Origin of the sequence: Pseudoxanthomonas sp. OG2 (genome assembly GCF_014192765.1) — a bacterium.
Lineage (GTDB): Bacteria > Pseudomonadota > Gammaproteobacteria > Xanthomonadales > Xanthomonadaceae > Pseudoxanthomonas_A > Pseudoxanthomonas_A beigongshangi.
The window spans coordinates 629,966-652,402 of sequence record NZ_JACHYM010000001.1 but is presented as its reverse complement, the minus strand read 5'-3'; the positions used below and the strand labels follow the sequence as shown (position 1 = coordinate 652,402).

Here is a 22,437-nt window from a genome sequence, read left to right as displayed (position 1 = left end):
GGTGTCTTCCGGATCAGGCATCCCGATCAGGCATCCGGCTCCGGCCCGGACCAGCGCACCCGGTTACGGGTGGCGTCGCGCAGGTGGATTTTCAAGGCGTCCCCCTGTTCTGCCGGCAGGCGCAGGCGCAGGCGGGCACCGTGTTCGTCGAAGGACTCGTCCAGTTTCTCCGCGCCGAATCCGGCCAGGGCGGCATGCACGGCCCCCAGGTCCTCGAACGGCGCGGCCAGTTCCAGCGTCCGCATCACGATCAGCGGCCTGCGTTCGGCCAGCCGCAGGCATTCGGCGGCCGCGCCACCGTACGCGCGGACCAGGCCACCGGCGCCCAGCTTGATGCCGCCATACCAACGGGTCACCACCACCATCAACTGGTCGTAGCCCTGGCCGTCGATCGCGGCCAGGATGGGGCGTCCCGCGGTGCCGGCGGGTTCGCCGTCGTCGCTGGAGCGGTACTCGGCGCCGATCCGGTAGGCCCAGCAGTTGTGGGTGGCGGCGGGGTCGGCGACGTCGGCCAGAAACGCCAACGCATCCTCCGGGCTGGTCACCGGCGCGGCGGCGACCAGGAACCGGCTGTGCTTGACCTCCAGCAGGTGCGAGGCCTGGGCGGCCAGGGTGTGGCTCATTCGCCCAGCAGTTCCTTCAGATCGTCGGGAACCTTCTGGAAGGGATGGTTCTGCTTGAAGCGCATCAGGCTGTCGGTCGCGCTGGCGCGATCGCCCAGGTCCCGGCGCAGGCGGATGCGTTCCAGCCAGTCTTCCGGCGGCAGCTTGGTGTCTTCGATGACCGGCAACTGCAGGTCGGTGCGCTTGAGCGCGTTGCGGGTGGCGCTGGCGGGTGCCGGCGCGACCGGGGCCGAGGTGGTGATCGCGGGTGGGGGCGGCGCGGGCTGGGTGGCGGGCTTGGGCGCGACGAGTCCGCGCCGCACGCGCGCCTCCGCGCCGCCACGGGCGGCCTCGGCCGCGTCGGCGGCATCGCGGGCCTGTTCGGCGCGCGCCTTTTCGCGACTGGCGGCAATCGCCGCGGTGGTTTCCGGATCGGCGACGAAGCCCGGGCGGTCGGCGCTGCTGGCATTTCCATAGGCCTGCACGGTCGCGGGTGGCATGGCGACGCTGTCCAGGGTGGTGGCATCGGCGCGGGCTGTCGCGGCGACAGGCGGGGGGGGCGCAGGCGGCGCGGCCAGCGGGCGGCCGTATTCGACGGCGGGTACGGATGCCGGCTCGGCCGCGGCTTGCGGAGCGGGAGCCTGCCGTCTGGCGGGCGGGATGGCTTCGCGCGTGGCCACGCGTTCGGCCGGGGCGCGACGGGGCATGGCCATCGGCTTGGCCACCGTGGGTGGCTGCACGACCGAGGCCGGTGCCGGCGGGGCGACTTGCCGGGCGGATGCGGGCGGGGCGTCGGCCGGCGCGGCGGCCGCGGCGTCCGCCGCCTGGGGTTCGTCGGCGATCACGAGGCGAGCCTCGGGCAGCGCGGTCTGCTCCGCCGAGGGGATTTCGTCGACCGGCCGAAGCTGCCATGCGATGCCCACCGCGAGCAGGGCGCTGGCGGCCAGGCCCATCGCCACGGGCCAGCGCGGTTTGCGCCGCGTGGCCGGACGGGCCACCACCGCGTCGTGCGCGGCCGTCAGGATGCGGGCATCGAGGGTGGGCGAGGGCTCGCCGTGCGGCCCCAGCCGCGCCAGCTGATCGGCCAGCTGGCGTTCTTCGGCATTCAACGGTTCGGGGGGACGGCGGTTCATTCGTTCAGTCTCGCGCGCAACTTGTCCATCGCGTAGCGCAGCCGCGATTTGACGGTTTCCCGACCCACGCCGGTGATGTCGCCGATTTCCTCCAGGCTCAGTTCCTGTTCCAGTCGCAACTGCACCACCTGGCGCTGGTCCTCGGGAAGTTCGGACAACGCCATCTGCAGCCGCCGCCGCTGCTCGAACTCGGAGAGCTGCCGCTCGGGCGTGTCCGGATCCGGCACCCGCGCGGTGCGCTCGTCCGCGTCCTCGGGGGCCGGCGGGCGATGGCGGGCGGCCCGCCAATGGTCGTTCAGGCGATTGTGGGCGATCCGGAACAGCCAGGTGGTGAAGGCCGCCTCCGGTTTCCAACCCTGGCGCGCACTGATGACCCGCTGCCAGACATCCTGGAAAAACTCGTCCGCCAACGCGCCGTCGCGCAGATTGCGCAGCAGGAACCGGTACAGCGGTCCCCGGTGGCGGGCGTAGAGCCGCTCGAAAGCCGATGCATCGCCGGCGGCATAGGCCAGCATCAATGCTTCATCGGCGGGTTCGGCGGCGTCGTTCACTGCGATCAGCGTAAGGGCTTCGCGCTTTTCCGGGAAGCGGCCGAGCGTCAGGTTGCTGAACGAAAACGCATCCGGCGCAGGGCGGGGCGCATCGGAAAGCAGGGCGGGGACCGGAACGAAATGCATGTCCGTGAAAACGGATGGACGGCCATTGCGGGGTTCGCACCGGAGTTTGTGGCGCGGGTTGCCGTTCACGGACCGCATTGGCGTTATGCTCGGCACGGGGAACTTTCATTTTGAAGCCAATGCTGTCCGGAACCGGGGTGCCCAGCCAGAACGAGCGTGTCGGCACCTTGCCCGGCGAAGGAGAGGCGGTGGCACCCGAACGGATCCTGGGCGTGCTGCTGGAAGGCCTGCCGCCAGGCGCCGAACTGGCGATCAGCTGGCGCGACTGGGCGCTGGGCGCGGGCGGCGTCGCCACGGTCGAAGCCTCCGCCGGCCTGCGCCGGCGCGCCGAACACGCACTGGGCGAGGGTTCGCCGGTCGACCCGGAAGATGGCTGGCTGCTGGCCTGGGAAAACGCGGACGGCAACGCGCGGATGGCGTTGGCGGTGGCATTGCCGCAACCGGTGCCCGAGGCGAGGCGTGACTCCTGGTGCCGGCTGGCCAAGGCGATGATCGGCGCGACCCTGGAAACGGCGCGCGCGCATGCCCGGATCGTTTCGCTGGAAAAATCCAAGCGCCTGCAGCAGGCGCTGTACGAAATCGCCGATCTGGCCGGCACCGGGCTGGAGATGAGCGAGATGCTCCGCCGCATCCACGCGGTGGTGAATTCGCTGATGTACGCGGAGAACTGCTACATCGTTTCCTACGACGACCAGCGCCGGACCATCCGCTTCCTGTATTTCGCCGACCAGAAGGACGCCTACGTCGCCGAGCCGGAGCGCGAGTTCACCGAAGAGGAAATGGCCAACAGCATGACCTTCGCGCTGCTGCGCCACGGCCAGCCGTTGCGCGGACCTTCGGCGGTGATCCGGCAGAAACTGGGGGTCATCCGCGATCCCAGCCACGGCCCGGACAGCCTGGACTGGCTGGGCGTGCCGATGCGCCGCGACGATCGCGTGTGCGGCGCCATTGTGGTGCAGAGCTACGACACTCCGGCCAGCTACGCCGACGAGGATCGCGCGCTGCTGGGCTACGTGGCCCAGCACATCCTCACCGCGCTGGATCGCAAGCACGCGCACGCGGACCTGGAACACCGGGTGGAAGCGCGCACCCACGAACTGCAGCGCGCCAACCGCGAGCTGCAAGCCGAAATCATCGAGCGCAAGCGCGCGGAGAAACTGCAGAGCGCGCTGTTCCGGATCGCCGATCTCGCCATCACTTCCGAGAGCCTGGAGCGCTTCTACGCGGACGTGCACGCGGTGGTGGACGAGTTGATCGACGCGCGCAATTTCTACATCGCGCTGCTCAGCGAGGACAGGCAGACCCTGACGTTCCCCTACTCGATCGACGAGCGCGACCCACTGCGGCGGTCGCGCCGGATCGGCAACGGCCTGACCGAATACGTCATCGAGACCGGAAAGCCGCTATTGGCCGACCGCGCCGTCATCGCCCAACTCAGCGGCGAGGGCAAGGTCGTCCAGCACGGACCGCCGGCCCACAGCTGGCTGGGCGTGCCGCTGTTCCAGGGCGACGATGTGCAGGGCGTGGTGGTGGTGCAGAGTTATTCGCCGGAGGTGAAGTTCACCCAGCACGACCAGAGCCTGCTGAACTTCGTCGCCCACAACATCGGCAACGGCCTGGGCCGGCAGCGCGCGCAGGAGAACCTGCGCGCCGCGCACGCCGAGCTGGAACGGCGGGTGGAGGAACGGACCCGCGAACTGGCCGACGCCAACACCCAGTTGCGCGCCCAGATCAACGAACGCCTGCGCGCCGAACAACGCCTGACCTACCAGGCCACCCACGACGCGCTCACCGGACTGCCGAACCGGCCGCACCTGCTGGATCGGCTGTCCGCGGCCATCGAACGTGCCCGCCATGGCGACGGCCAGGCGTTCGCGGTGCTGTTCCTCGATCTGGATCGCTTCAAGCTGGTCAACGACAGCATCGGCCACGCGGCCGGCGACGAACTGCTGATCGAGGTGGCACGCCGCATCACCATGACCGTGCGCGGCAGCGACGTGGTCTCGCGTCTGGGCGGCGACGAGTTCGCCATCCTGATGGAGTACGCCGACGGCGAGGAGAACATCCGCGAGCTGGCGCAGCGCTTGCTGGCGGTGCTGAGCCGGCCGATGTGGGTGGCCGGGCGCGAACTGTATCCCTCGGCCAGCCTCGGCATCGCGGTCTGGCATCCGCGCTACCGCAACGGCGAGGAACTGCTGCGCGACGCCGACGCGGCGATGTACCGGGCCAAGGAGCAGGGACGTGATCGCTGCGCGATGTTCGACGAGGCCATGCGCGAGGCGGCGATGCACAGCCTGGACCTGCAGGCGGACCTGCGGCGCGCGATCAACAACCGCGATTTCGTGCCGTACTACCAGCCGATCCTGCGGCTGGACGACGGCGAGGTGGTCGGCTACGAGGCGCTGCTGCGCTGGCAGCACGAGCGGCGCGGATTGCTGGCGCCGGCCGAGTTCATCAGCCTGGGCGAGGACAGCGGACTGATCGAACAGGTCGATTGGCTGATCTACGAACAGGTGGTGAACCAGATCGCGCGCGGCGGCGAGGGCTACGTGTCGGTCAATGTGTCGCCACGGCATTTCCGCTCGCCGGATTTCGCCGACCGCCTGCTGGCGTTGTTCGAGGCCCAGGGCGCGGATCCGGCGCGGTTGCGGGTGGAAATCACGGAGGTGGCGCTGCTCGACGACGCGCCGCGCACCCTGCGCATCCTCAGCACGTTGCGCGAGCACGGCATCCTGGCGCAGCTCGACGACTTCGGCACCGGTTTCTCGGCGCTGTCGTACCTGCACCGTTTTCCGATCTCGGTACTGAAGATCGATCGCAGTTTCGTGGCGGGCATCGGCGACGAAACCCGGCCCGAGAGTCCCGGCCTGGTCCGCGCCATCCTCGCGCTGGCCAGCACCCTGGGCATCGACACCATCGCCGAGGGCATCGAGACCGAGGAGCAGCGCGGCGCCTTGCTGGAATTGGGCTGCAACTTCGGCCAGGGCTACCTGCTGGGACGGCCCGCCGCGCACATGGGCGCGCGCTGAACGGCGGACAGCGCCGTCCACCGCCAGGATTGAATCAAGCCATTCGCTTCGCCGTCCCGGGAGAGTTCGCGCCGGGACGGCGCTCCTGACCAGCGGGATGTTTTTCCCTATTCGCCGGCGGCGATGGCGGGGATGTCCGTCGCCTGCGCCGTGGCGAGTTGCCGGGCCTGTTCCACCATGCCGGTGAATTCGCGGCGAAGGCCGAACCGATCCGAACCTTCGGCACCGCGCGCGGCGGCCAGCACCTGGGCCCAGCTCCAGTTGTCGATGTGCTGCCCGCCGCGCAGCAGATCGGCGTACGCCGCCACCGCGGTGGCGAAGCGGAAGCCTTCGCTGGGTTTCTGGCTGAGGGCATCGGCCCGGATTGGCGTCGCGATCAGGCGGCTGGTCTCCTGGCCCGGCGGTTTGTAGCGCAGTTGCAGGTGGGCGATCTCGCCACCGGCCACGCCACGCGATGCGGCTGCGGAACCGGCCTGGCCATAGCGCAGCGGCGGCAGGCGATCGGCGCCGGAACCGGCGGGCGTGATCTCGTACAGCGCGGTGACTTCGTGGCCCGCGCCGATATCACCGGCGTCGACCTTGTCGTTGGCGAAGTCCTCGCGCTTGAGCAGGCGGTTTTCGTAACCGATCAGGCGGTACTCGGAGACGTAGGCCGGATTGAACTCGATCTGGATCTTCACGTCGCGGGCGATGGTCAGCAGGGTGGACTGCATTTCCTCCACCAGCACCTTGCGCGCCTCCTGCAGGGTATCGATGTAGGCATGGTTGCCGTCGCCCACGTCGGCCAGGCGCTCGGCCATCGCGTCGTTGTAATTGCCCTGGCCGAAGCCCAGGGTGGTCAACGCGATACCTGACTTGCGCCGGTCCCCGACCAGCGTCTCCAGCGCGTCCTGATCCACGGTACCGACGTTGAAATCGCCGTCGGTGGCCAGGATTACCCGGTTGACGCCGTCCTTCACGAACGCCTGCTTGGCCATCGCGTAGGCCAGCCGGATGCCGTCGCCGCCGTTGGTCGAACCGCCGGCCTGCAGGCGATCCAGCGCGCCGAGGATCTCGTCGTGGCGGTTGCCCGGGGTAGGCGGCAGCACCAGTCCCGCGGAGCCGGCATAGACCACCACCGACACGCGATCCTGCGCGCGCAGCTGCGGCACCAGTTGCGCGAATGCCTGCTTCAGCAGCGGCAGCTTGTCCGGCGAATCCATCGAGCCGGAGGTGTCGATCAGGAGCACCAGGTTGGCGGGCGGCAGGGTCGCCTTGGGCACGTCGTAGCCCTTGATGCCGACCATCAGGATCTGGCGCTTGCTGTTCCAGGGCGCGGCGGCGAGTTCGGTGGTCACCCGAAACGGGGTGTCGCGGTTGGCCGGCGCCGGATGGTGATAGTCGAAGTAGTTGATGAACTCCTCCGCGCGCACCGCGTCGGCGGGAGGACGGACGCCGTCGCGCAGCATCCGCCGCACGTTGCTGTAGCTGCCGGTGTCCACGTCGATGGAGAAGGTCGACACCGGCTGCTCGCTGGCGCGGTGGACCGGGTTGTCGTCGCGCGCGGCGTAGCGTTCGGTGTTGGCCGGCTCTGACGAGGAGACGAGCCCAGGGCTTCGCAACGCTGCGTACCCGGCACTCATTTTCATCGCGGCGGGCGGGGGAGGCGCGGCGGCCGCCCTGGGGATGGGGCGACCGTACTCGGTTCGCGGCCGGGCACCGGCCTGTTGACGGACCCGGACCGTGTCCAGGGTGGCGCTGGTGGCCGCCGCGTCGGCGGCGGCAGACGCCTCGGCCTCGGCCAGGTTCGCGGTGATGTCGGCGTTACCGGGGCTGGAGGAGGCGGACGACGGGGACTCCGCCACCGGCTGCGACTGGCAGGCGGCGAGCAGGGCGACGGCGAGCAGGGTGAGGCTGGGGCGAGCGTGGCGCATGGCGATTCTCCCGATGGGTCGGGAAGGTCAAACGCACGCGGAAGAAAAACGGGGTTGAGGCCGATTGGCGGAACGGGAAGACAGTGGGGTGGGCAGACCCAAGGCCGGCCCGGCCAACGCCGCGGACCAGGCGCGCTACTCGACGCGCAGTTTCAGATCACCATCGGCCAGGCGGGCCTGCACGGTATCGCCCGGCTGTACCTGCGCGACCGAGCGCACCAGCGCACCGTCGTCCCGGGTGACGATGGCGTAACCGCGTGCCACCGTCGCCAGCGGACTTACCGCTTCCAGCGAACGGGCCAGTCCGCGCAACCGCAGGGCGTCGCGCTGCAACTGGCGGGCCACCGCGGCTTGCGGGCGAACGCGCAGCGCTTCCAGCCGCGCGCGCAGTTGCGCCAGTTGGCGCTGCGGTTGCGCGGCGCGCAGGACGGCCGCGGCATGGCGCAATCGTGCGCGCTTCTGTTCGGAACGTTCGCGCCACAGTGCCTGCAGGCGCCGCATCGCCTCGTCCTGGCGGCGGCGGATCAGCGCCAGGCGTGCCTGCGGGCGCAGCGCGTTCAGGCGCAGCGCGGCGCGGTCGGCGCGCTGCATGGCCTGGCGCAGGAGGTGGCGTTGCAGATCGAGCAGGCGTCGCTGCAAGGTGCGCAGGCGGGTCGCGAGATCGCGAACGTCCGGCACCAGCAGTTCGGCCGCGACCGACGGCGTGGGCGCGCGCAGATCGGCTGCGAAGTCGGCCAGGGTGAAGTCGGTCTCGTGGCCGACCGCGGACACCACCGGTACGGGGGATGCGGCGATCGCGCGCGCCAACTGTTCGTCGTTGAAGGCCCACAGGTCCTCCAGCGAACCCCCGCCGCGGGTCACCAGGACCGTGTCGTAGCGGCCGCTGTCAGCGGCGCGCCGGAGCATCGATACGATCTGCGCGGGCGCGGCCTCGCCCTGGACCTGCACCGGCAGGATGTCCACTTCCAGCAACGGAAAGCGCCGGCCCAGCACGCTCAGCACGTCGCGCACCGCCGCGCCGCTGGGCGAGGTGATGACCGCCAGCCGGCGCGGGTGCGCGGGCAGGGCGCGTTTTCGGCCTTCATCGAACAGCCCCTCGGCCGCGAGCCTGGCCTTCAGTGCTTCGAACGCCCGCCGCAGTGCGCCTTCGCCGGCTTCTTCCACATGGTCGATGACCAATTGGTAATCGCCGCGTGCTTCGTACAGGGTCAACCGGCCGCGCGCGAGCACCCGCAGCCCTTCGCGAGGAACGAACCGCAGCCACTGGCTCTTGGGCTTGAACATCGCGCAGCGGACCTGTGCGCGGGCATCCTTGAGGGTGAAGTACAGGTGTCCGGAGGCGGGACGGGTGACATTGCCGAGTTCGCCTTCCACCCAGATCAGCGGGAACGCGCCTTCGAGGAGGTCGCGGGCCAGGGTGTTGAGCTGGCTGGGGGTGAGGACGTCGCGGGCGGGGTCTTGCATGGGGCATACCGTAGCGCAGCAGCGCGGTTTCATAAACCCGGCGTGGAGCGGAGCCTGCTCCGCTGCGGTGGCTCGGTTTTTTGTCTTTTCACCTTGTGCGCCACCAGTTTGCGCGCTGGCACCCGATAGCCATTCCGGATGAAAGCGAAAGGCAAAAGCAAACGCCACGGCAGCGGAGCAAGCTCCGCTCTACTCGTCGACCTGTCGGCGTTCGGGGCCGGGGCGTTTCAGCAGCTTGCGCTGCAATGATCGCCGGTGCATGCCCAACAGACGCGCGGCGGCGGAAATATTGCCATCCGTCTCCGCCAGCGCCTGCTGGATATGCTCCCACTCCAGCCGGTGCAGCGGGGTCATGGTTTCCTCGGGCTCCAGCGGCTCGCTCTTCTGCTCGATGCCGAGCGCGCGCAGGATCGACGACAGCGAGGCCGGCTTGGGCAGATAGTCGTCGGCGCCGCGCTTGATCGACTCCACCGCCGTGGCCACGCTCGCGTAGCCGGTCACCAGCAGGATCCGCATGTCCGGACGCAATGCGCGCAGCGGTTCGATCAGGGTCAGGCCGGACGATTCGCCCAGCTTCAGATCGACCAGGGCGAAGTCGGGCGCCTGCTCACGCGCCAGGCGCAGCGCCTCGCGGGGATCCAGGGCGATGCGGGTCTCGATACCGCGCCGCGCGAGGCTGCGCTGGAGGGTGCGGGCGTACAGTTCGTCGTCGTCGATCAACAGGCCGTTCATGGGAAATCCTTGGTGCCGCGCAACGGCAGACGGAACCTGACCCGCACGCCGCGTGGCGAGGCGGTCTGCAGGGTCAGCGAACCGCCCAGGCGTTCGACCGTCGCGTGCGAGAGCGCCAGTCCCACGCCCATGCCATCGGGCTTGGTGCTGCGGAACAGGGTATCGGATTGGAAGCGCAGGGTGTCCTGGAAGCCGTCGCCCTCGTCGCGCACTTCGCCGATCAGTTCGCCGCCATCGCAGCGCAAGCGCAGTTCCACCCGGGTGGAACCGGCCTGCTGGCTGGCGTCGGCGGCGTTGTTGAGCAGTGCCTGCAACAGGTGGCCGATCGAGGGATCCACCCGCAGCCGCGGCGGCAGTTCGCCCTCGCGTTGCAGTTCGATGGTCGGGCGTACCAGTTGCCAGCGGTGGATGACGCGCTCCAGGTCCGCGCCGGTGTTGCGGCCCATCTCGGCGGAGGCGGCCAGCTCGCGCACGCGGTCGCGGCAGATGTCCACCAGTTCGCGCAGGGTGGTGGCGTCTTCGCGGATGGCCTCGTCGTCGCACTGCTCGGCGATCTCCTCGCTCAGCAGGGTCATCGTCGCCAGCGGGGTGTTGAGTTCGTGCGCGACCGCCGCGGCGTGGGTGGCCAGGGCGACGATGCCTTCGTTGCGGGCGAAGCGTTCGCGCAGCACCGCCAGCTCGCGTTCGCGCTGGCGCAGCGCGGCCACCAGGCGGGTGGAGAAGTACAGCACCACGCCGACCGACAGCAGGAAGTTCACCGCCATGCCCCACAGGTGCAGGTTGAACGCATTGCCGTGGAAAGCCGGCAGGGGCCGGCCGAACACCGCCATCAGCGCATAGCCCACCAGCGAGGCGGCGGCGGTGGCCAGCACCCAGCGCAGCGGCAGGGCCAGCGCGGCCACCGCGATCAGCAACAGGAACATCGGGCTGAACGGGTTGGTGATGCCGCCGCTCCAGCCCACCAGCCAGGCCAGCACCGCCACGTCGACCAGCATGTGCAGGAACGCCACCCCGGCCGAATCCGGCGCCAGCCGGTGGCTGCGCCAGGTGGCGTAGACGTTGAACGCGGCCAGCAGGCCGATGCCGCCCCACAGCGGCGCGACCGGCAGCGGTATGTGCATCAGCTCGGTGGCGACCAGGACGGCCACGGCCTGGCCGATGATGGCGACCCAGCGCAGGTTGCACAGGGTCCGCAGGAAGCTGGGAGAGGAGATCGGCATGCCGACATGCTAGACGATGCCGCAAGCGCGGCCATCCGGTGGACGGCGGTCCGGAGCGCGTCGGGTGAACGGCAGCGTGCCGACGGGCGCTGCCCGACCCGGTTCCCGGTCTAAAATGGGCGTCATGCACGACGCCGTCAGCCGCCCCACGCCCCCCGCCAACGCCGCCGCCTGGCCCCGCCGCATCACCCATGCCGTCGATATCGGCGGAGTGAAGGTTGGTGGCGGGCAACCGGTGGTGGTGCAGTCGATGACCAACACCGACACCGCCGATATCGCCGGCAGCGTCCGCCAGGTGGCCGAGCTCTGGCGCGCCGGTTCGGAAATGGTCCGGCTGACCGTCAACAATCCCGAATCCGCCGCCGCCATCCCGCGCATCCGCGAGAAGCTGGAGATGATGGGGATTACGGTGCCGCTGATCGGCGATTTCCATTACAACGGCCACCAGTTGCTGGCCGGCGAACCTGCCTGCGCCGAGGCATTGGCCAAGTACCGCATCAATCCGGGCAACGTCGGCTTCGGCAAGAAGAAGGACACCCAGTTCGCCCAGTTGATCGAATTCGCCATCCGCTACGGCAAGCCGGTGCGGATCGGCGCCAACTGGGGATCCCTGGACCAGGCGCTGGCCGCACAGCTGATGGACGAGAACCACCAGCGCGAGCAGCCTTGGGACGCCGGCCGGGTGCTGCGCGAAGCGCTGATCCGCTCGGCGGTGGATTCGGCCGAGCGCGCCGTGGATCTGGGCCTGCCGCGCGATCGCATCGTGCTGTCGGCCAAGGTCAGCGGCGTGCAGGAACTGATTGCGGTGTATCGCGACATGTCGCAGCGCTCGGAGTTCGCCCTGCACCTGGGCCTGACCGAGGCCGGCATCGGCAGCAAGGGCATCGTCGCCTCGGCGGCGGCGCTGTCGGTGCTGCTGCAGGAGGGCATCGGCGACACCATCCGCATTTCGCTCACGCCCGAGCCGGGCCAGTCGCGCACGCAGGAAGTGATCGTCGCGCAGGAACTGCTGCAGACCACCGGCCAGCGCGCCTTCACCCCGATGGTCACCGCCTGCCCGGGCTGTGGCCGCACCACGTCGGAGTTCTTCCAGGAACTGGCCAAGGTGGTGCAGAACCATGTGCGCGGCAAGATGCCGGAATGGAAGATCAGCCACCCCGGCGCGGAGAACATGACCCTGGCGGTGATGGGCTGCGTGGTGAACGGTCCCGGCGAATCGCGCCACGCCAACATCGGCATTTCCCTCCCGGGCACCGGCGAGGCCCCGGCCGCACCGGTGTTCATCGACGGCGAGAAGGCGGTGACCCTGCGCGGCGAGAACATCGCCCAGGAATTCATCGCCCTGATCGACGGCTACGTCGAACGCAAGTACGCGCGTGGCGCCGTCTGAGGTCCTGGCCCAGGGGCTGAACGCCCTGCTCGAATTGTTGCGCGAGCGCGGCCTGCGGATGCTGCTGCTGTTCGCCGGTGTGCTGGCGCCGCTGTGGCTGTTCGTGGAACTGGCCGACGAAGTCCACGAACTGGAGAACTTCTTCTTCGACGATCCGCTGCTGTGGCGGATGCACGCGCTGGCGTCGCCGGCGCTGGATCGCTTCTTCGTCGGCGTGTCGGCGGCCGGCTACCAGTACGGGGTGATCCCGGTCGACATCGCTATCGTGCTGGGCCTGCTGGCCTGGCGGCGCTGGCGCGAGGCGTTGTTCGCGGCGTCCTCGTTCATCGGTTCGGCGCTGCTGAACCTGGCGACCAAGCAGTTCTTCCAGCGCGACCGGCCGTCGCTGTGGGATTCGATCGCGCCCGAGCACACCTTCAGTTTCCCGAGTGGGCACGCGATGGGGTCGATGACCCTGGCGATGGTGGTGTTCCTGCTGGCCTGGCGCACCCGCTGGCGCTGGCCGGCGGCGCTGGCCGCGCTCGCCTTCGTCCTGCTGGTCGGCCTGTCCCGGGTCTACCTGGGCGTGCATTACCCCTCGGACATCCTGGGTGGCTGGGCCGCGGGCATGGCCTGGGTGGCCGGCCTGTATATCGTGCTGTACCGCAACGGCGGGCCGTGGAAGCGCGTCGCTCAGGCGAACTCGTAGAACTGGAAGCACACCCCCGGCGGCACGATCAGGTGGAACTCGCGCCGGCCCCACGACTTCATTTCCAGTGGCCCGATCTGCGCGGGCAGATCGCGGTACTCCGCGTACAGCGCGTCCAGTCCGGCCACCCCGATGCTGAAGCTGGCGTTGCGCGCCCACAGCGGTTCGTTGTTGCGGACCAGGTGGAAGCCGATGCCGTCGCGTTCGATGCCGGCCATGTCGCCTTCCTGCCAGAGCGCGTGGAAGCCCATTCGGCCGACATAGAAATCCAGCGCTTCGGCCAGGGACGGCCCGGCCGGCACCAAGGGGGTGACGCTCGCGAATCGGCTGGTCATCGGCGCTCCCTCCCTGCTGACCGCCTCCAGACTAGGAGAACCGCTGGTGGCGTCGCAAGCCGGCGGGCGCAGAACGTAACGGATTGTTGCGATCCGCCCGGCTTGTGGTTGTCCGCGCGCGGCGGGAGGATGGCGGCCTGTGCAAATACCGCGTGGCGCGGATGGATACCGATATGCAGGAGCTGGTCGAGCGGTTCGGCGTCGGACTGGTGTTCGTCAACGTGCTGGCGCTGTCGCTGGGCTTGCCGGTGCCGGCGATGCCGACCCTGATCGTGGTGGGGGCGGGCATCGCCCTGCACGCGGATCCGGCGTGGCCGGCGCTGCTTGGCGTGCTCGCGGTCTCCGTCTCGGCCAGCCTGCTGGGCGACGCCGCGTGGTTCTTTGCCGGCCGCCGCTACGGCAACCGCACCCTGCAATCGCTGTGCCGGCTGTCGCTGTCGCGCGACAGTTGCATGAAGCAGACCGAACGCGTCTACGGCCGCTTCGGCATCCGCGTGCTGGCGGTGGCCAAGTTCGTGCCCGGCCTGTCGATGGTCGCGGTGCCGCTGGCCGGTGCGATGCAAGCGGGCCTGCCGCGGTTCCTGCGCTATGACGGGCTGGGCGCGGCGCTGTGGGCGACGGTGGGGCTGGCGCTGGGCGTGATCTTCTCCCGCCAGGTGGAAGGCGTGCTGCTGGCGCTGTCGCAACTGGGCGTCGGCGCGCTGGCGCTGGTGGCGGCGGGGCTGGTCCTGTACGTCGGCTATCGCTGGTGGCGCCGGCGCGCGCTGTTCCGGATGCTGGAAGCCGCGCGCATCGAACCGGCCGCGCTGGACGCGCTGGTGCGCGCGGGGCAGGCACCGGCAATCCTGGACATCCGCGCGCCGGGTTTCCGCGATGTCGACCCCTTCATCATTCCCGGCGCGGTCTTCGCCGACGAGCGCAGGCTGGATGACATCATGGCGACCGTGCCGCGTGATCGCAGGGTTGTCATCTACTGCGCCTGCCCGGACGAGGTGTCCGCGGCCTGGCTGGCCGGCCAGCTGCGCCGGCGCGGCTATCTCGACGCGGTTCCGCTGCGCGGTGGCATCGACGCCTGGCGCGCGGCGGGATTGCCGGTCGCGCCGATCGGCGGCGAGGGGACGTTCGGGATTGGGGATTCGAGATTGGGGATGACGGGGTGACTGGATTGGAGATTCGGGATGACGGGACAGGGTAGGAGCGCCGTCCCCGGCGCGAGCTCTTGACCTCGGCGTCCCACGAAAAACCAGTACCCCGAAAACTCAATACTGGATGCAGACCCGGTTGCGGCCTTCGCTCTTGGCCCGGTAAAGCGCGGCGTCGGCCGCGGCCATCATCCGGCTGCAGGTATCGCGGCTGGGCGTGAGCGCGGCGATACCGATGCTCACGGTGATCGACTGCTCGTCGCCGCCGGGCTTGAACACCGCCTCGGCCACCGCCTGGCGCAGGCGCTCGGCGAAACCGAACGCGGCGTCGCCGTCGCATTCGGGCAGCAGCACCGCGAACTCTTCGCCGCCGATGCGCGCGGCGGCATCGTCGTTGCGCACGTGCCTGCGCAGGATGCCGGCGATCTGGCGCAGCACGTTGTCACCGGAGATGTGCCCGTAGCGGTCGTTGATGGGCTTGAACAGATCGACGTCGATGATGCACATCGCCAGCGGACGCTGGTGGCGCATCGCGCGGGCGATTTCGCGCTCGACCGCCTCGATGAAGTGGCGGCGGTTGTAGAGATCGGTCAGCGCGTCGTGGGTGGCAAGCTGGTAGATCTCCTCGTGGTAGTGCGCCTCGACGCTGGCGTGGCTGATGAACTTCAGGATGCACTCGCCCAGGGTCAGGTGATCGCCATCGGTCAGCGTCGCCTCCTGGATCGGCTGGTCATTGAGGCGGGTGGGATTGGTCGCATCCAGATCGCACACGCGGTACTCGTCGCCTTCGCGCCAGATCCGGCAATGCAGGCGCGACACGCTGCGGTGCGGGATGTGCAGGTCGGCCTCGCGCGAACGCCCGACCACCACCGGCTGCGCGTCGATGTCGGCGCGCCGGCCCAGGCCCTCGCCCTGGATCACCACCACGCAGGCCGAGCGCGAGCCGGACGGACGCGGTCCGTCGCTCAGGATCGTGCGCTGGGTGGTCTCGTGATCGGGCGCCATGCTGCGGCCGCGGGGAGGGAAGGCGTTGAGTGTAGCGGGTCCGCGTGGCGGCTGCCGGCGCTTCCGCTACCATGGCGGCACTCCAGGGGGATGCGCCATGAATCCAGCACCGCCATCGGCGGACCCGGAAGCCACCGAGCTTCTGGCGACGCGCCTGTCCGGGCACATGCCCGCGGACGGCCAGACCTTCGCGCCGGGCGCGCGGCTGGGACGCTATCGGCTTGAGGGCCTGCTCGGACGTGGCGGCATGGGCGAGGTGTACCGGGCCGGACAACTGGAACCGGTGCGCCGGACCGTGGCGCTGAAGCTGTTGCGCGGTCATCGCGTGGAAGCGCGCCATCTGGCCTATTTCGAGATCGAACGGCAACTGCTGGCGCAGATGCGGCATCCGGCCATCGCCCAGATCTACGACGCCGGCGCCACCGACGACGGCGTGCCGTTCTTCGCCATGGAGTTCAGCGAGGGGCGGCCGGTCACCGTGTTCTGCGCGGAGGAGGGACTGGATCTGCGCGAACGGCTGGCATTGTTCATCCGCATCTGCGAAGGCGTCCAGCACGCCCATCACAAGGGCGTGATCCACCGGGATCTGAAACCCGGCAATATCCTGGTCGACCGCATCGACGGCCGCGCCGCGCCCAAGATCATCGACTTCGGCATCGCCACCGCCACCTCGCGCGCGCTGGCCGGCATGCAGGAGCGCGCCGGCACCCCGGACTACATGAGCCCGGAACAGGCCGAGGGCGACCTTGCCACCCTCGATACGCGCAGCGACGTCTACTCGCTGGGCGTGCTGCTGCACGAACTGCTGACCGGCAGCCGACCCGGCGTGCGCGACGGCGGCACCGCCGATGGCGGCTTCCTGCGCCTGCCGTCCGAGCAACTCGCCGCGCAGTCGACCGCGGCCACGCCGGCGGGCGATACCCACCGCCTGCGGCGCGCATTGCGCGAGGAACTGGACTGGGTGGTCGCCAAGGCGATGGCCCATGATCGCAATGCACGCTATGCATCGGTCGCCGAACTGGCCGCGGAACTGCAGCGGTTCCTGGAGGGCGCGCCGCTGGCGGCGGTGCCGCCGACCCGCCGCTACCGCTGGTCGCGCTTCTTCGCCCGCCACCGCACCGCGCTGGTGGCCGCGGCGGTGGTCGGGCTGGCGCTGCTGGGTGGTCTTGCGGTGTCGGTGTATGGCCTGATGCAGGCGCGTGCGCAACGGACGATTGCCGAACAGCGCAGCGCGGAACTGGAGAAAGTGGCCGCGTTCCAGCAATCGATGCTGGAAGGCATCGACATCGAAGCGATGGGGGGCGGCCTGGCCGGCGGCATGCGCGACCAGATCGCCGCAGCCGATCCGTCCGTCCGCGCCTCGCTGGAACAACTGCTGGCCGGGATCAACACCGCCGATCTGGCACGCGGCATGATCGATCGTGATCTGCTGGCCAGCGCCGAGGCCGCCATTGATCGCGACTTCGCCCGGCAACCGGCGCTGGCCGCCAACCTGCGTGAATCGGTCGCACGCGTCTATGCCGCCCTGGGCATGAGTCCGCAGGCCGCGCGGGAATTCGGCAAGGTCGCCGATTACCGCGCCGGCCAGTCCGGCGAAGCCGACCGGACGACGCTGGCCGCGCGCCTGGAGCAGGCCGAAGCGCTGCTCGGCGCGGCCGAGGTGGACGCCGCCGCGGCCATCATCGAACGCGCGCAACCGCTGGCGCGGCCGTTGCCGTTGAACGATCCCACCCGCGCCGGACTGGAGATCGCCCAGGCCAGCCTGCTGTCCGCGCGCGGCGAGCGTGAACGCGCCAAGACCCTGCTGCAATCCCTGCACGAGCGGCTGGCGAAGCAGGCGGGCGATCGCGATCCCGCGGCGATGGACGCCCTCAACGCGCTGGCCGACATGCAACGCGCGGTCGGCGAGATGGCCGAGGCGCGGGCGAACATGGAAAAGCTGCTGCCGTTGCGGGTGGCGGTGCAGGGCGCCGAACACAAGGACACCCTGGCGGCCACCGGCAATCTGGCGGTGATGCGGATGATCACCGGCGAGAAGGAAGGCGCGGTCAAGTTGCAGCGCGAACTGCTGGCGATACAGACCCGCCGGCTCGGCAACGATCATCCGCTGACGCTGCATGCGCGCGGCACGCTGGCCAGCATGCTGGCGGACTCCAACGCCGCCGAGGAAGCGTTGCCGATGATGAAGGCGGTGCTGGCCGGGCGCGAGCGCGTGCTCGGGCCGCTGCACCCGCAGACCATCCGCGCGCGGTTGAACCTGGCCACGACCTACGCGCGGCTGGACGACTACGCCGCCGCGCTGCCGCTGGAGCGGCAGGTGCTGGAGCAGCGGACCCGGTTGTTGGGCGCCAATCATCCGGACACCCTGTCGATCCTGATCAACCATGCCGGCACCCTGCTGCGCGATGGCCATCCGCAGCAGAGCCTGGCGCTGCTGCGCGACGGACTGCCATTGGCGCGCGATGTGCTGGGAATGAAGCACCCGCAGGCCCAGCGCGCCTTGCTGATCCGTGGCGACGCGGCGCGCACGCTGGGCGATGCGCCGCTGGCGCTGGCGTCCTATCGCGAAGTGGTCGAGGTCCGCGGTCGCCTGCTAGGGGAACAACACCCGGAAACGCTGCATGCGATCTGGACGCTGGCCACCGCCGAAGCGGGCTTCGGCCACCGCGAACAGGCGCAGGCGCTGCGCCGGCAATACCTGGAGCCGCTGCTGGCGGCCAGCCCCGATACCCTGAGCGAGCCGCTGGCCGCGCTGGCCGATGCCATCCGCGAAGGGCGCCCGCCGACAGGATTCAAGTAAGGCGGGAGAGCATGCGCGTCGCGTCGTCGCGGAGGCGCCTCACTCGCCCGGCTTGGCCGCCGAACTGGCCGCCTCGGAGGCGGCCTTGCGCGACAGCACCGCCTCGCGATGGGCGATGTAGGCGTTGGCGCCGAAAATGATCGCCGCGCCCAGCAGGGTCCAGCGATCCAGGCTTTCGTCGAACAGCCACCAGCCGAACACCGCCACGACCGGCAACTGCATGAAGCTGATCGGCGTGAGCGCGGAAACCTCGCCCAGCTTCAGCGCACGGGTCCACAGCATGTGCCCGCCGGTGCCCATCACGCCGGCGGCGATCACCCACAGCCAGGTGATGCCCTGCGGCCATTCCCACACGCTCAGCGCGGGTACCAGCGACATCGGTACCCACAGCAGGGTGGTGTAGAGGACGATGCGATCGGCCGGCTCGGTCTGCGACAACTGCTTGATCTGGATCGCCACCAGCGCGCTCATCACCGCTGCCAGCACCGCGATCATGGCGTCCATGCTGAACTCGGCGGTGCCGGGACGCACGATGATCAGCACGCCCAGGAAACCCAGCACCACAGCGGTCCAGCGGCGGGCGCGGACCTTTTCGTTGAGCATGGCCGCCGCGGCCAGGGTGACGAACAGCGGGGTGGAGTAGGACAGCGACACCGCCTGCGCCAACGGCAGGTGGCCGATGGCCCAGAAGCCGGCCAGCATCGAGCAGATACCGATCACGCAGCGGAACAGGTAGCGCGGGAAATGCTGGGTCTTCAGCAGCCCCGGCCCGTGCTTGACCAGCAGCGGCAGCGCCGCCAGCAGGCCGAAGAAATTGCGGAAGAACGCAATCTCGAAGGTGTGCAGGCTGGCCGAGGCCAGCCGGATCGCGACCACCATCATCGCGAAGAACATCGTGCTGGCCAGCATCAGCGCTGCGGCGCGGAAGTGGACGGGAATGGCGGGCATCAGGCTTCCACGAAGGCGGGGCACGCCGGGCCGAATGCCGGCATGCGCGGGAGAAAACGACGAAGGAAACACAGCCATCGCGCGGCGACGCGGTTTGGACGCCACGCGCGGATCCCGCCCCGCCCTCCGCTCCGCGCGCTCCGGGGGAGCGGGCGGGAACGACGCGGGGCGGGAGCGGTGACGCGCATGGCTACCAGCGCGCTCCGATGATGCGGGGCTCGGGTTCGATGGCGACGCCGAACCGCGTGGCGACCGAGTCGGCGATGCGGCGGGCGAGGGCGAGCAACTGGGCGCCGGTGGCGCCGCCATGGTTGACCAGGACCAGCGCGTGCGAGGCGGCCACGCCGGCATCGCCGTCGCGGTGCCCCTTCCAGCCGCAGGCGTCGATCATCCAGGCGGCGGAAATCTTGCGGGTGTCCGGCGCGTCGCCGCGGAACACCGGCAGGCCAGGATGCGCGGCCTGCAGGGTTTCGGCCAATGCCGCCGGCACGATCGGATTCTTGAAGAAGCTGCCGGCGTTGCCGATCACCACCGGGTCCGGCAGCTTGCGGCTGCGGATCGCGATCACTGCTTCGGCGACGTCGCGCGCATCCGGCCGGGCGATGCCCATCGTCGCCAGTTCCTCGCCGAGGCCGGCGTAGTCCAGCCGCAGCGCGGGCGCGCGCAGCAGGTCCAGCTCCACCGCGGTGACGATGTAGCGGTCCGGCTGGTGCTTGAACACGCTGTCGCGATAACCGAACGCGCAGGCGCTGCGGTCCAGCCGGCGCAGGACGCCTTCGTGGCGATCCCAGGCTTCCACCGCGTGGATGAATTCGCCGACTTCCACGCCATAGGCGCCGATGTTCTGGATCGGCGCGGCGCCGGCGGTGCCGGGAATCAGCGCGAGGTTTTCCAGCCCGCACAGCCCCTGTTGCAGCGACCACATCACCAGCGCGTGCCAGGGCACGCCCGCTTCGGTGCGCACGCGCGCGTGGGTGGCGTCCTGGGACAGCACGCGGGTCGCGGCGGCGGTCAGCGCCAGCACCGGTCCCTCGGCGTCGCCGGCGAACAACAGGTTGCTGCCGCCGCCCAGTACCAGCAGGGATGTCTCGGCGATTTCCGGCCGCGCCAGCAGTTCCGGCAGCGCGGCGGTGTCGTCCAGTTCAATCAGCCAGGGCGCGCGCGCTTCCACCCCGAAGGTGTTGCGATTGCGCAGCGAGGCGTCGCGGATCAGGCGCCAGGGAAGACTCATTCCGGCGCCACCGCGCCACGGCTGGGTGCCTCGCGGCGGCGGCGGATGGCATCGACGCACTCGCCGATGAGTTCCGGCCCGCGATAGACCATGCCGGAATAGACCTGCACCAGCGAAGCGCCCGCGGCCATCTTGGCCACCGCGTCGGCGCCCGAGAGGATGCCGCCCACGCCAATCAGCGGAATCCGGTCTGGCAGGCGGGTGCGCAGCCGGCGCAGCACCAGCGTCGACTGTCCCATCAGCGGCGCGCCGGACAGGCCGCCGGTCTCGTGGGCCAGCGGATCGTCCTGCACGCTGATGCGCGAGACGGTGGTGTTGGTGGCGATGACGCCGTCCACGCCCAGATCGCCGAGCACGCGTGCCACCGCGTCGATGTCGTCGTCGGACAGGTCCGGCGCGACCTTGACCAGCATCGGCACCCGCCGGCCGTGTTGTGCGGCCAGATCCTCCTGCGCCTCGCGCAGGCTGCCGATCAACTGGCGCAGTGCCTGTTCCTCCTGCAGCTCGCGCAGGCCGGCGGTGTTGGGCGATGAGATGTTGACGGTGATGTAGTCGGCCAGCGGATAGACCCGTTCCAGGCAATACAGGTAGTCCGAGGCGGCGCGTTCGTTGGAGGTGTCCTTGTTCTTGCCGATATTGATGCCGAGCACGCCGCTGCGGCGGCGGATCCGTTCGATATTGCGCACCAGCGCGTCGACGCCTTCGTTGTTGAAACCCAGCCGGTTGATCACCGCCTGATGCGCGGGCAGCCGGAACATGCGCGGTTTCGGGTTGCCCGGCTGCGGGCGCGGCGTGACCGTGCCCACCTCTACGAAGCCAAAGCCCAGCCCGAACAGCGCCTCGACGTGGGCGCCGTTCTTGTCCAGGCCGGCGGCCAGGCCGACCGGGTTGGGGAAGGTCAGCCCCAGCAGCTTGGTCGGCAACGGCTGCGGCGGCCGCGCCAGCAGCGGGATCGTGCCGGTCCGGTAAGCCGTCTCGATGGCCTTCAGTCCGAGGCCGTGGGCGCGTTCGGCGTCAAAGCCGAACAGGAAGGGGCGAGCGAGTTTGTACATGGATCAGTGCAGGGTGCCCACGAACACACGGGTCAGGTAGTCGAAGTGGATCATGCCCTGTTCGGCGTGCGTATCGAATACCCGGCGCAATTCCGCCCGCATCGGCTCGTGCCGGGGATCCCCGGGCGGGGGTGTGGAGGAGGAGGAGCGCAGGCGGCCGTACAGGGCGTCGAAATCCAGCGGCTGGGCGTGCGGGAAGCGCGCCATCGCGCGGAAACCCGGCCCGAACCAGGCCTGCATGGCGTCGTCGTCGGGGTGGCGTTCGGCAACCCGCGCATAGTCCTCGCCGTGGGCGTGCAGCAGGGCCTCATAGTCGCGCAGGAACGGCGAGGCGTCGGGGAGGCGGCTGTTCCAGAACACGCAGGCCAGGCCGCGCGGGCGCAGGATGCGCGCCCATTCGCGGCGGGTCGCATCCGGTTCGAACCAATGGAAGGCCTGGGCGCTGGATACCAGATCGATGCTGGCCGGCTCCAGTCCGGTAGCCTCGGCGCTGCCGTCGGTCGTGCCCAGGCCGGGCTCGCCGGCCAGATCCGCCACCAGCGCCTCGCGCATGGCGGCATTGGGTTCCACCGCGATCACCGGGTGGCCGCGCCGTAGCCAGGCGCGGGTGGCGATACCGGTGCCGGCGCCGATGTCTGCAACCCGCGCGCCGGGTGGCACGCCCTGTTCGCGGTGCAGCCAGTCGAACAGGGCGTCCGGGTAGCCGGGCCGGTAGCGGACATAGTCCGCGACCCGGTTGCTGAAGCGTAGTGCGCTGTCGCCGGCGCCGGTCACCGGGCCCGGCTCACTGGCTCAGCGTGCCCAGCCACACCAGGCCGCCGAAGAACAGCACGAACACCAGGATGCCGATGATCCACAGGACGACCGACAGCCAGCCCAGGATCAGCCCGGCCACCGCGAACCCGTCGCCGTCCAGGCGCTGCGGCTCGCGACGGATTTCGGCCCGCGCCATATGGCCGGTGATGATCGCGCCGATGCTGCCCAGGAAGGGCAGCAGGCTCCAGCCGAGGATGCCGGCGATCAGGCTGATGATGGCCAGGGTGCTGGTCTGGCGGGCGGGTGCGTTCATCGGCGTC

19 protein-coding genes are annotated in these 22,437 nt (G+C 69.9%); 5 read left to right on the top strand and 14 right to left on the bottom strand.

Annotation, left to right across the window (positions count from 1 at the left end; all coding sequences use genetic code 11):
• Positions 1–26: 26 nt before the first annotated feature.
• The 3 genes from FHW78_RS02895 to FHW78_RS02885 are packed head-to-tail and all read right to left on the bottom strand — an operon-like array spanning position 27 to position 2,286.
• Positions 27–623: a YigZ family protein gene (locus FHW78_RS02895; RefSeq protein ID WP_183637455.1), complete on the bottom strand. Its 597-nt coding sequence runs from the start codon at positions 621–623 to the stop codon at positions 27–29.
• Positions 620–1,735, bottom strand: a complete 1,116-nt coding sequence (locus FHW78_RS02890; protein ID WP_183637453.1) for a hypothetical protein — start codon at positions 1,733–1,735, stop codon at positions 620–622. Before FHW78_RS02890 ends, FHW78_RS02895 begins: the two co-directional genes overlap by 4 nt.
• The gene (locus FHW78_RS02885; RefSeq protein WP_183641104.1) at positions 1,732–2,286 is read right to left on the bottom strand and encodes an RNA polymerase sigma factor; all 555 of its coding nucleotides are present in this window, start codon (positions 2,284–2,286) and stop codon (positions 1,732–1,734) included. Before FHW78_RS02885 ends, FHW78_RS02890 begins: the two co-directional genes overlap by 4 nt.
• A 263-nt stretch (positions 2,287–2,549) precedes the next feature.
• Between FHW78_RS02885 and FHW78_RS02880 the strand changes: the two genes are divergently transcribed.
• Entirely contained in the window at positions 2,550–5,441 is a 2,892-nt protein-coding gene (locus FHW78_RS02880) for an EAL domain-containing protein (RefSeq protein WP_343205527.1), read from the top strand.
• Positions 5,442–5,548: 107 nt separating this feature from the next.
• On the opposite strand, the gene FHW78_RS02875 is transcribed toward FHW78_RS02880, so the two are convergent.
• The 4 genes from FHW78_RS02875 to FHW78_RS02860 form a co-directional block, all read right to left on the bottom strand.
• Positions 5,549–7,354 carry a VWA domain-containing protein gene (locus FHW78_RS02875; RefSeq protein ID WP_183637449.1) on the bottom strand — a complete coding sequence of 602 codons (1,806 nt, stop codon included), beginning with the start codon at positions 7,352–7,354 and terminating at the stop codon, positions 5,549–5,551.
• Positions 7,355–7,489: 135 nt separating this feature from the next.
• Positions 7,490–8,818 (bottom strand): exodeoxyribonuclease VII large subunit, encoded by a 1,329-nt coding sequence (xseA, locus tag FHW78_RS02870; protein WP_183637447.1) that lies wholly within the window; start codon positions 8,816–8,818, stop codon positions 7,490–7,492.
• Between the two features lie 189 nt (positions 8,819–9,007).
• Positions 9,008–9,550: a response regulator transcription factor gene (locus FHW78_RS02865; RefSeq protein ID WP_141452386.1), complete on the bottom strand. Its 543-nt coding sequence runs from the start codon at positions 9,548–9,550 to the stop codon at positions 9,008–9,010.
• Positions 9,547–10,770, bottom strand: a complete 1,224-nt coding sequence (locus tag FHW78_RS02860; RefSeq protein WP_183637445.1) for an ATP-binding protein — start codon at positions 10,768–10,770, stop codon at positions 9,547–9,549. Before FHW78_RS02860 ends, FHW78_RS02865 begins: the two co-directional genes overlap by 4 nt.
• 124 nt (positions 10,771–10,894) lie before the next feature.
• Here FHW78_RS02860 and ispG point away from each other — a divergent pair, with 124 nt between their 5' ends.
• Both ispG and FHW78_RS02850 read left to right on the top strand, forming a co-directional pair.
• Positions 10,895–12,160 (top strand): flavodoxin-dependent (E)-4-hydroxy-3-methylbut-2-enyl-diphosphate synthase, encoded by a 1,266-nt coding sequence (ispG, locus tag FHW78_RS02855; RefSeq protein WP_183637443.1) that lies wholly within the window; start codon positions 10,895–10,897, stop codon positions 12,158–12,160.
• Positions 12,161–12,164: 4 nt separating this feature from the next.
• Positions 12,165–12,848, top strand: coding sequence for a phosphatase PAP2 family protein (locus FHW78_RS02850; protein WP_343205566.1), 684 nt, complete (start codon positions 12,165–12,167; stop codon positions 12,846–12,848).
• On the opposite strand, the gene FHW78_RS02845 is transcribed toward FHW78_RS02850, so the two are convergent.
• A complete protein-coding gene (locus FHW78_RS02845; RefSeq protein WP_183637440.1) occupies positions 12,833–13,183 on the bottom strand; it encodes a hypothetical protein in 351 nt (116 codons plus the stop codon). The two genes, FHW78_RS02850 and FHW78_RS02845, sit on opposite strands and share 16 nt — an antisense overlap.
• Before the next feature lie 173 nt (positions 13,184–13,356).
• On the opposite strand from FHW78_RS02845, the gene FHW78_RS02840 reads away from it, so the two are divergent.
• On the top strand, positions 13,357–14,343 hold the full coding sequence (locus FHW78_RS02840) for a DedA family protein/thiosulfate sulfurtransferase GlpE (protein WP_183641099.1): 987 nt from the start codon (positions 13,357–13,359) through the stop codon (positions 14,341–14,343).
• A 99-nt stretch (positions 14,344–14,442) separates the two neighbouring features.
• Here the strand turns inward: FHW78_RS02840 and FHW78_RS02835 are convergent, their stop codons facing one another.
• Positions 14,443–15,330 (bottom strand): GGDEF domain-containing protein, encoded by an 888-nt coding sequence (locus tag FHW78_RS02835; RefSeq protein ID WP_183637438.1) that lies wholly within the window; start codon positions 15,328–15,330, stop codon positions 14,443–14,445.
• 97 nt (positions 15,331–15,427) lie between these two features.
• Here FHW78_RS02835 and FHW78_RS02830 point away from each other — a divergent pair, with 97 nt between their 5' ends.
• On the top strand, positions 15,428–18,130 hold the full coding sequence (locus FHW78_RS02830; protein ID WP_183637436.1) for a serine/threonine-protein kinase: 2,703 nt from the start codon (positions 15,428–15,430) through the stop codon (positions 18,128–18,130).
• A 39-nt stretch (positions 18,131–18,169) separates the two neighbouring features.
• Here the strand turns inward: FHW78_RS02830 and FHW78_RS02825 are convergent, their stop codons facing one another.
• The 5 genes from FHW78_RS02825 to FHW78_RS02805 all read right to left on the bottom strand — a co-directional run bounded on the left by FHW78_RS02825 (position 18,170) and on the right by FHW78_RS02805 (position 22,430).
• Complete coding sequence (locus FHW78_RS02825; RefSeq protein ID WP_183637433.1) at positions 18,170–19,078, bottom strand: DMT family transporter; 909 nt, start codon at positions 19,076–19,078, stop codon at positions 18,170–18,172.
• A 190-nt stretch (positions 19,079–19,268) separates the two neighbouring features.
• Positions 19,269–20,309, bottom strand: a complete 1,041-nt coding sequence (gene murB / locus FHW78_RS02820; RefSeq protein WP_183637431.1) for a UDP-N-acetylmuramate dehydrogenase — start codon at positions 20,307–20,309, stop codon at positions 19,269–19,271.
• Positions 20,306–21,361, bottom strand: a complete 1,056-nt coding sequence (locus tag FHW78_RS02815) for a quinone-dependent dihydroorotate dehydrogenase (protein ID WP_183637429.1) — start codon at positions 21,359–21,361, stop codon at positions 20,306–20,308. Before FHW78_RS02815 ends, murB begins: the two co-directional genes overlap by 4 nt.
• 3 nt (positions 21,362–21,364) lie before the next feature.
• On the bottom strand, positions 21,365–22,135 hold the full coding sequence (locus tag FHW78_RS02810) for a class I SAM-dependent methyltransferase (protein ID WP_183637427.1): 771 nt from the start codon (positions 22,133–22,135) through the stop codon (positions 21,365–21,367).
• A gap of 10 nt (positions 22,136–22,145) precedes the next feature.
• Positions 22,146–22,430: a DUF4190 domain-containing protein gene (locus FHW78_RS02805; RefSeq protein ID WP_141452397.1), complete on the bottom strand. Its 285-nt coding sequence runs from the start codon at positions 22,428–22,430 to the stop codon at positions 22,146–22,148.
• Positions 22,431–22,437 lie beyond the last annotated feature (7 nt).

Excerpts from the sequence above, each read along its gene's own strand:
- FHW78_RS02895 (WP_183637455.1), bottom strand. The coding sequence starts at position 623 with ATGAGCCACACCCTGGCCGCCCAGGCCTCGCACCTGCTGGAGGTCAAG.
- FHW78_RS02890 (WP_183637453.1), bottom strand. The coding sequence starts at position 1,735 with ATGAACCGCCGTCCCCCCGAACCGTTGAATGCCGAAGAACGCCAGCTG.
- FHW78_RS02875 (WP_183637449.1), bottom strand. The coding sequence starts at position 7,354 with ATGCGCCACGCTCGCCCCAGCCTCACCCTGCTCGCCGTCGCCCTGCTC.
- xseA (WP_183637447.1), bottom strand. The coding sequence starts at position 8,818 with ATGCAAGACCCCGCCCGCGACGTCCTCACCCCCAGCCAGCTCAACACC.
- FHW78_RS02865 (WP_141452386.1), bottom strand. The coding sequence starts at position 9,550 with ATGAACGGCCTGTTGATCGACGACGACGAACTGTACGCCCGCACCCTC.
- FHW78_RS02860 (WP_183637445.1), bottom strand. The coding sequence starts at position 10,770 with ATGCCGATCTCCTCTCCCAGCTTCCTGCGGACCCTGTGCAACCTGCGC.
- ispG (WP_183637443.1), top strand. The coding sequence starts at position 10,895 with ATGCACGACGCCGTCAGCCGCCCCACGCCCCCCGCCAACGCCGCCGCC.
- FHW78_RS02845 (WP_183637440.1), bottom strand. The coding sequence starts at position 13,183 with ATGACCAGCCGATTCGCGAGCGTCACCCCCTTGGTGCCGGCCGGGCCG.
- FHW78_RS02840 (WP_183641099.1), top strand. The coding sequence starts at position 13,357 with ATGCAGGAGCTGGTCGAGCGGTTCGGCGTCGGACTGGTGTTCGTCAAC.
- FHW78_RS02835 (WP_183637438.1), bottom strand. The coding sequence starts at position 15,330 with ATGGCGCCCGATCACGAGACCACCCAGCGCACGATCCTGAGCGACGGA.
- FHW78_RS02830 (WP_183637436.1), top strand. The coding sequence starts at position 15,428 with ATGAATCCAGCACCGCCATCGGCGGACCCGGAAGCCACCGAGCTTCTG.
- FHW78_RS02825 (WP_183637433.1), bottom strand. The coding sequence starts at position 19,078 with ATGCCCGCCATTCCCGTCCACTTCCGCGCCGCAGCGCTGATGCTGGCC.
- murB (WP_183637431.1), bottom strand. The coding sequence starts at position 20,309 with ATGAGTCTTCCCTGGCGCCTGATCCGCGACGCCTCGCTGCGCAATCGC.
- FHW78_RS02815 (WP_183637429.1), bottom strand. The coding sequence starts at position 21,361 with ATGTACAAACTCGCTCGCCCCTTCCTGTTCGGCTTTGACGCCGAACGC.
- FHW78_RS02805 (WP_141452397.1), bottom strand. The coding sequence starts at position 22,430 with ATGAACGCACCCGCCCGCCAGACCAGCACCCTGGCCATCATCAGCCTG.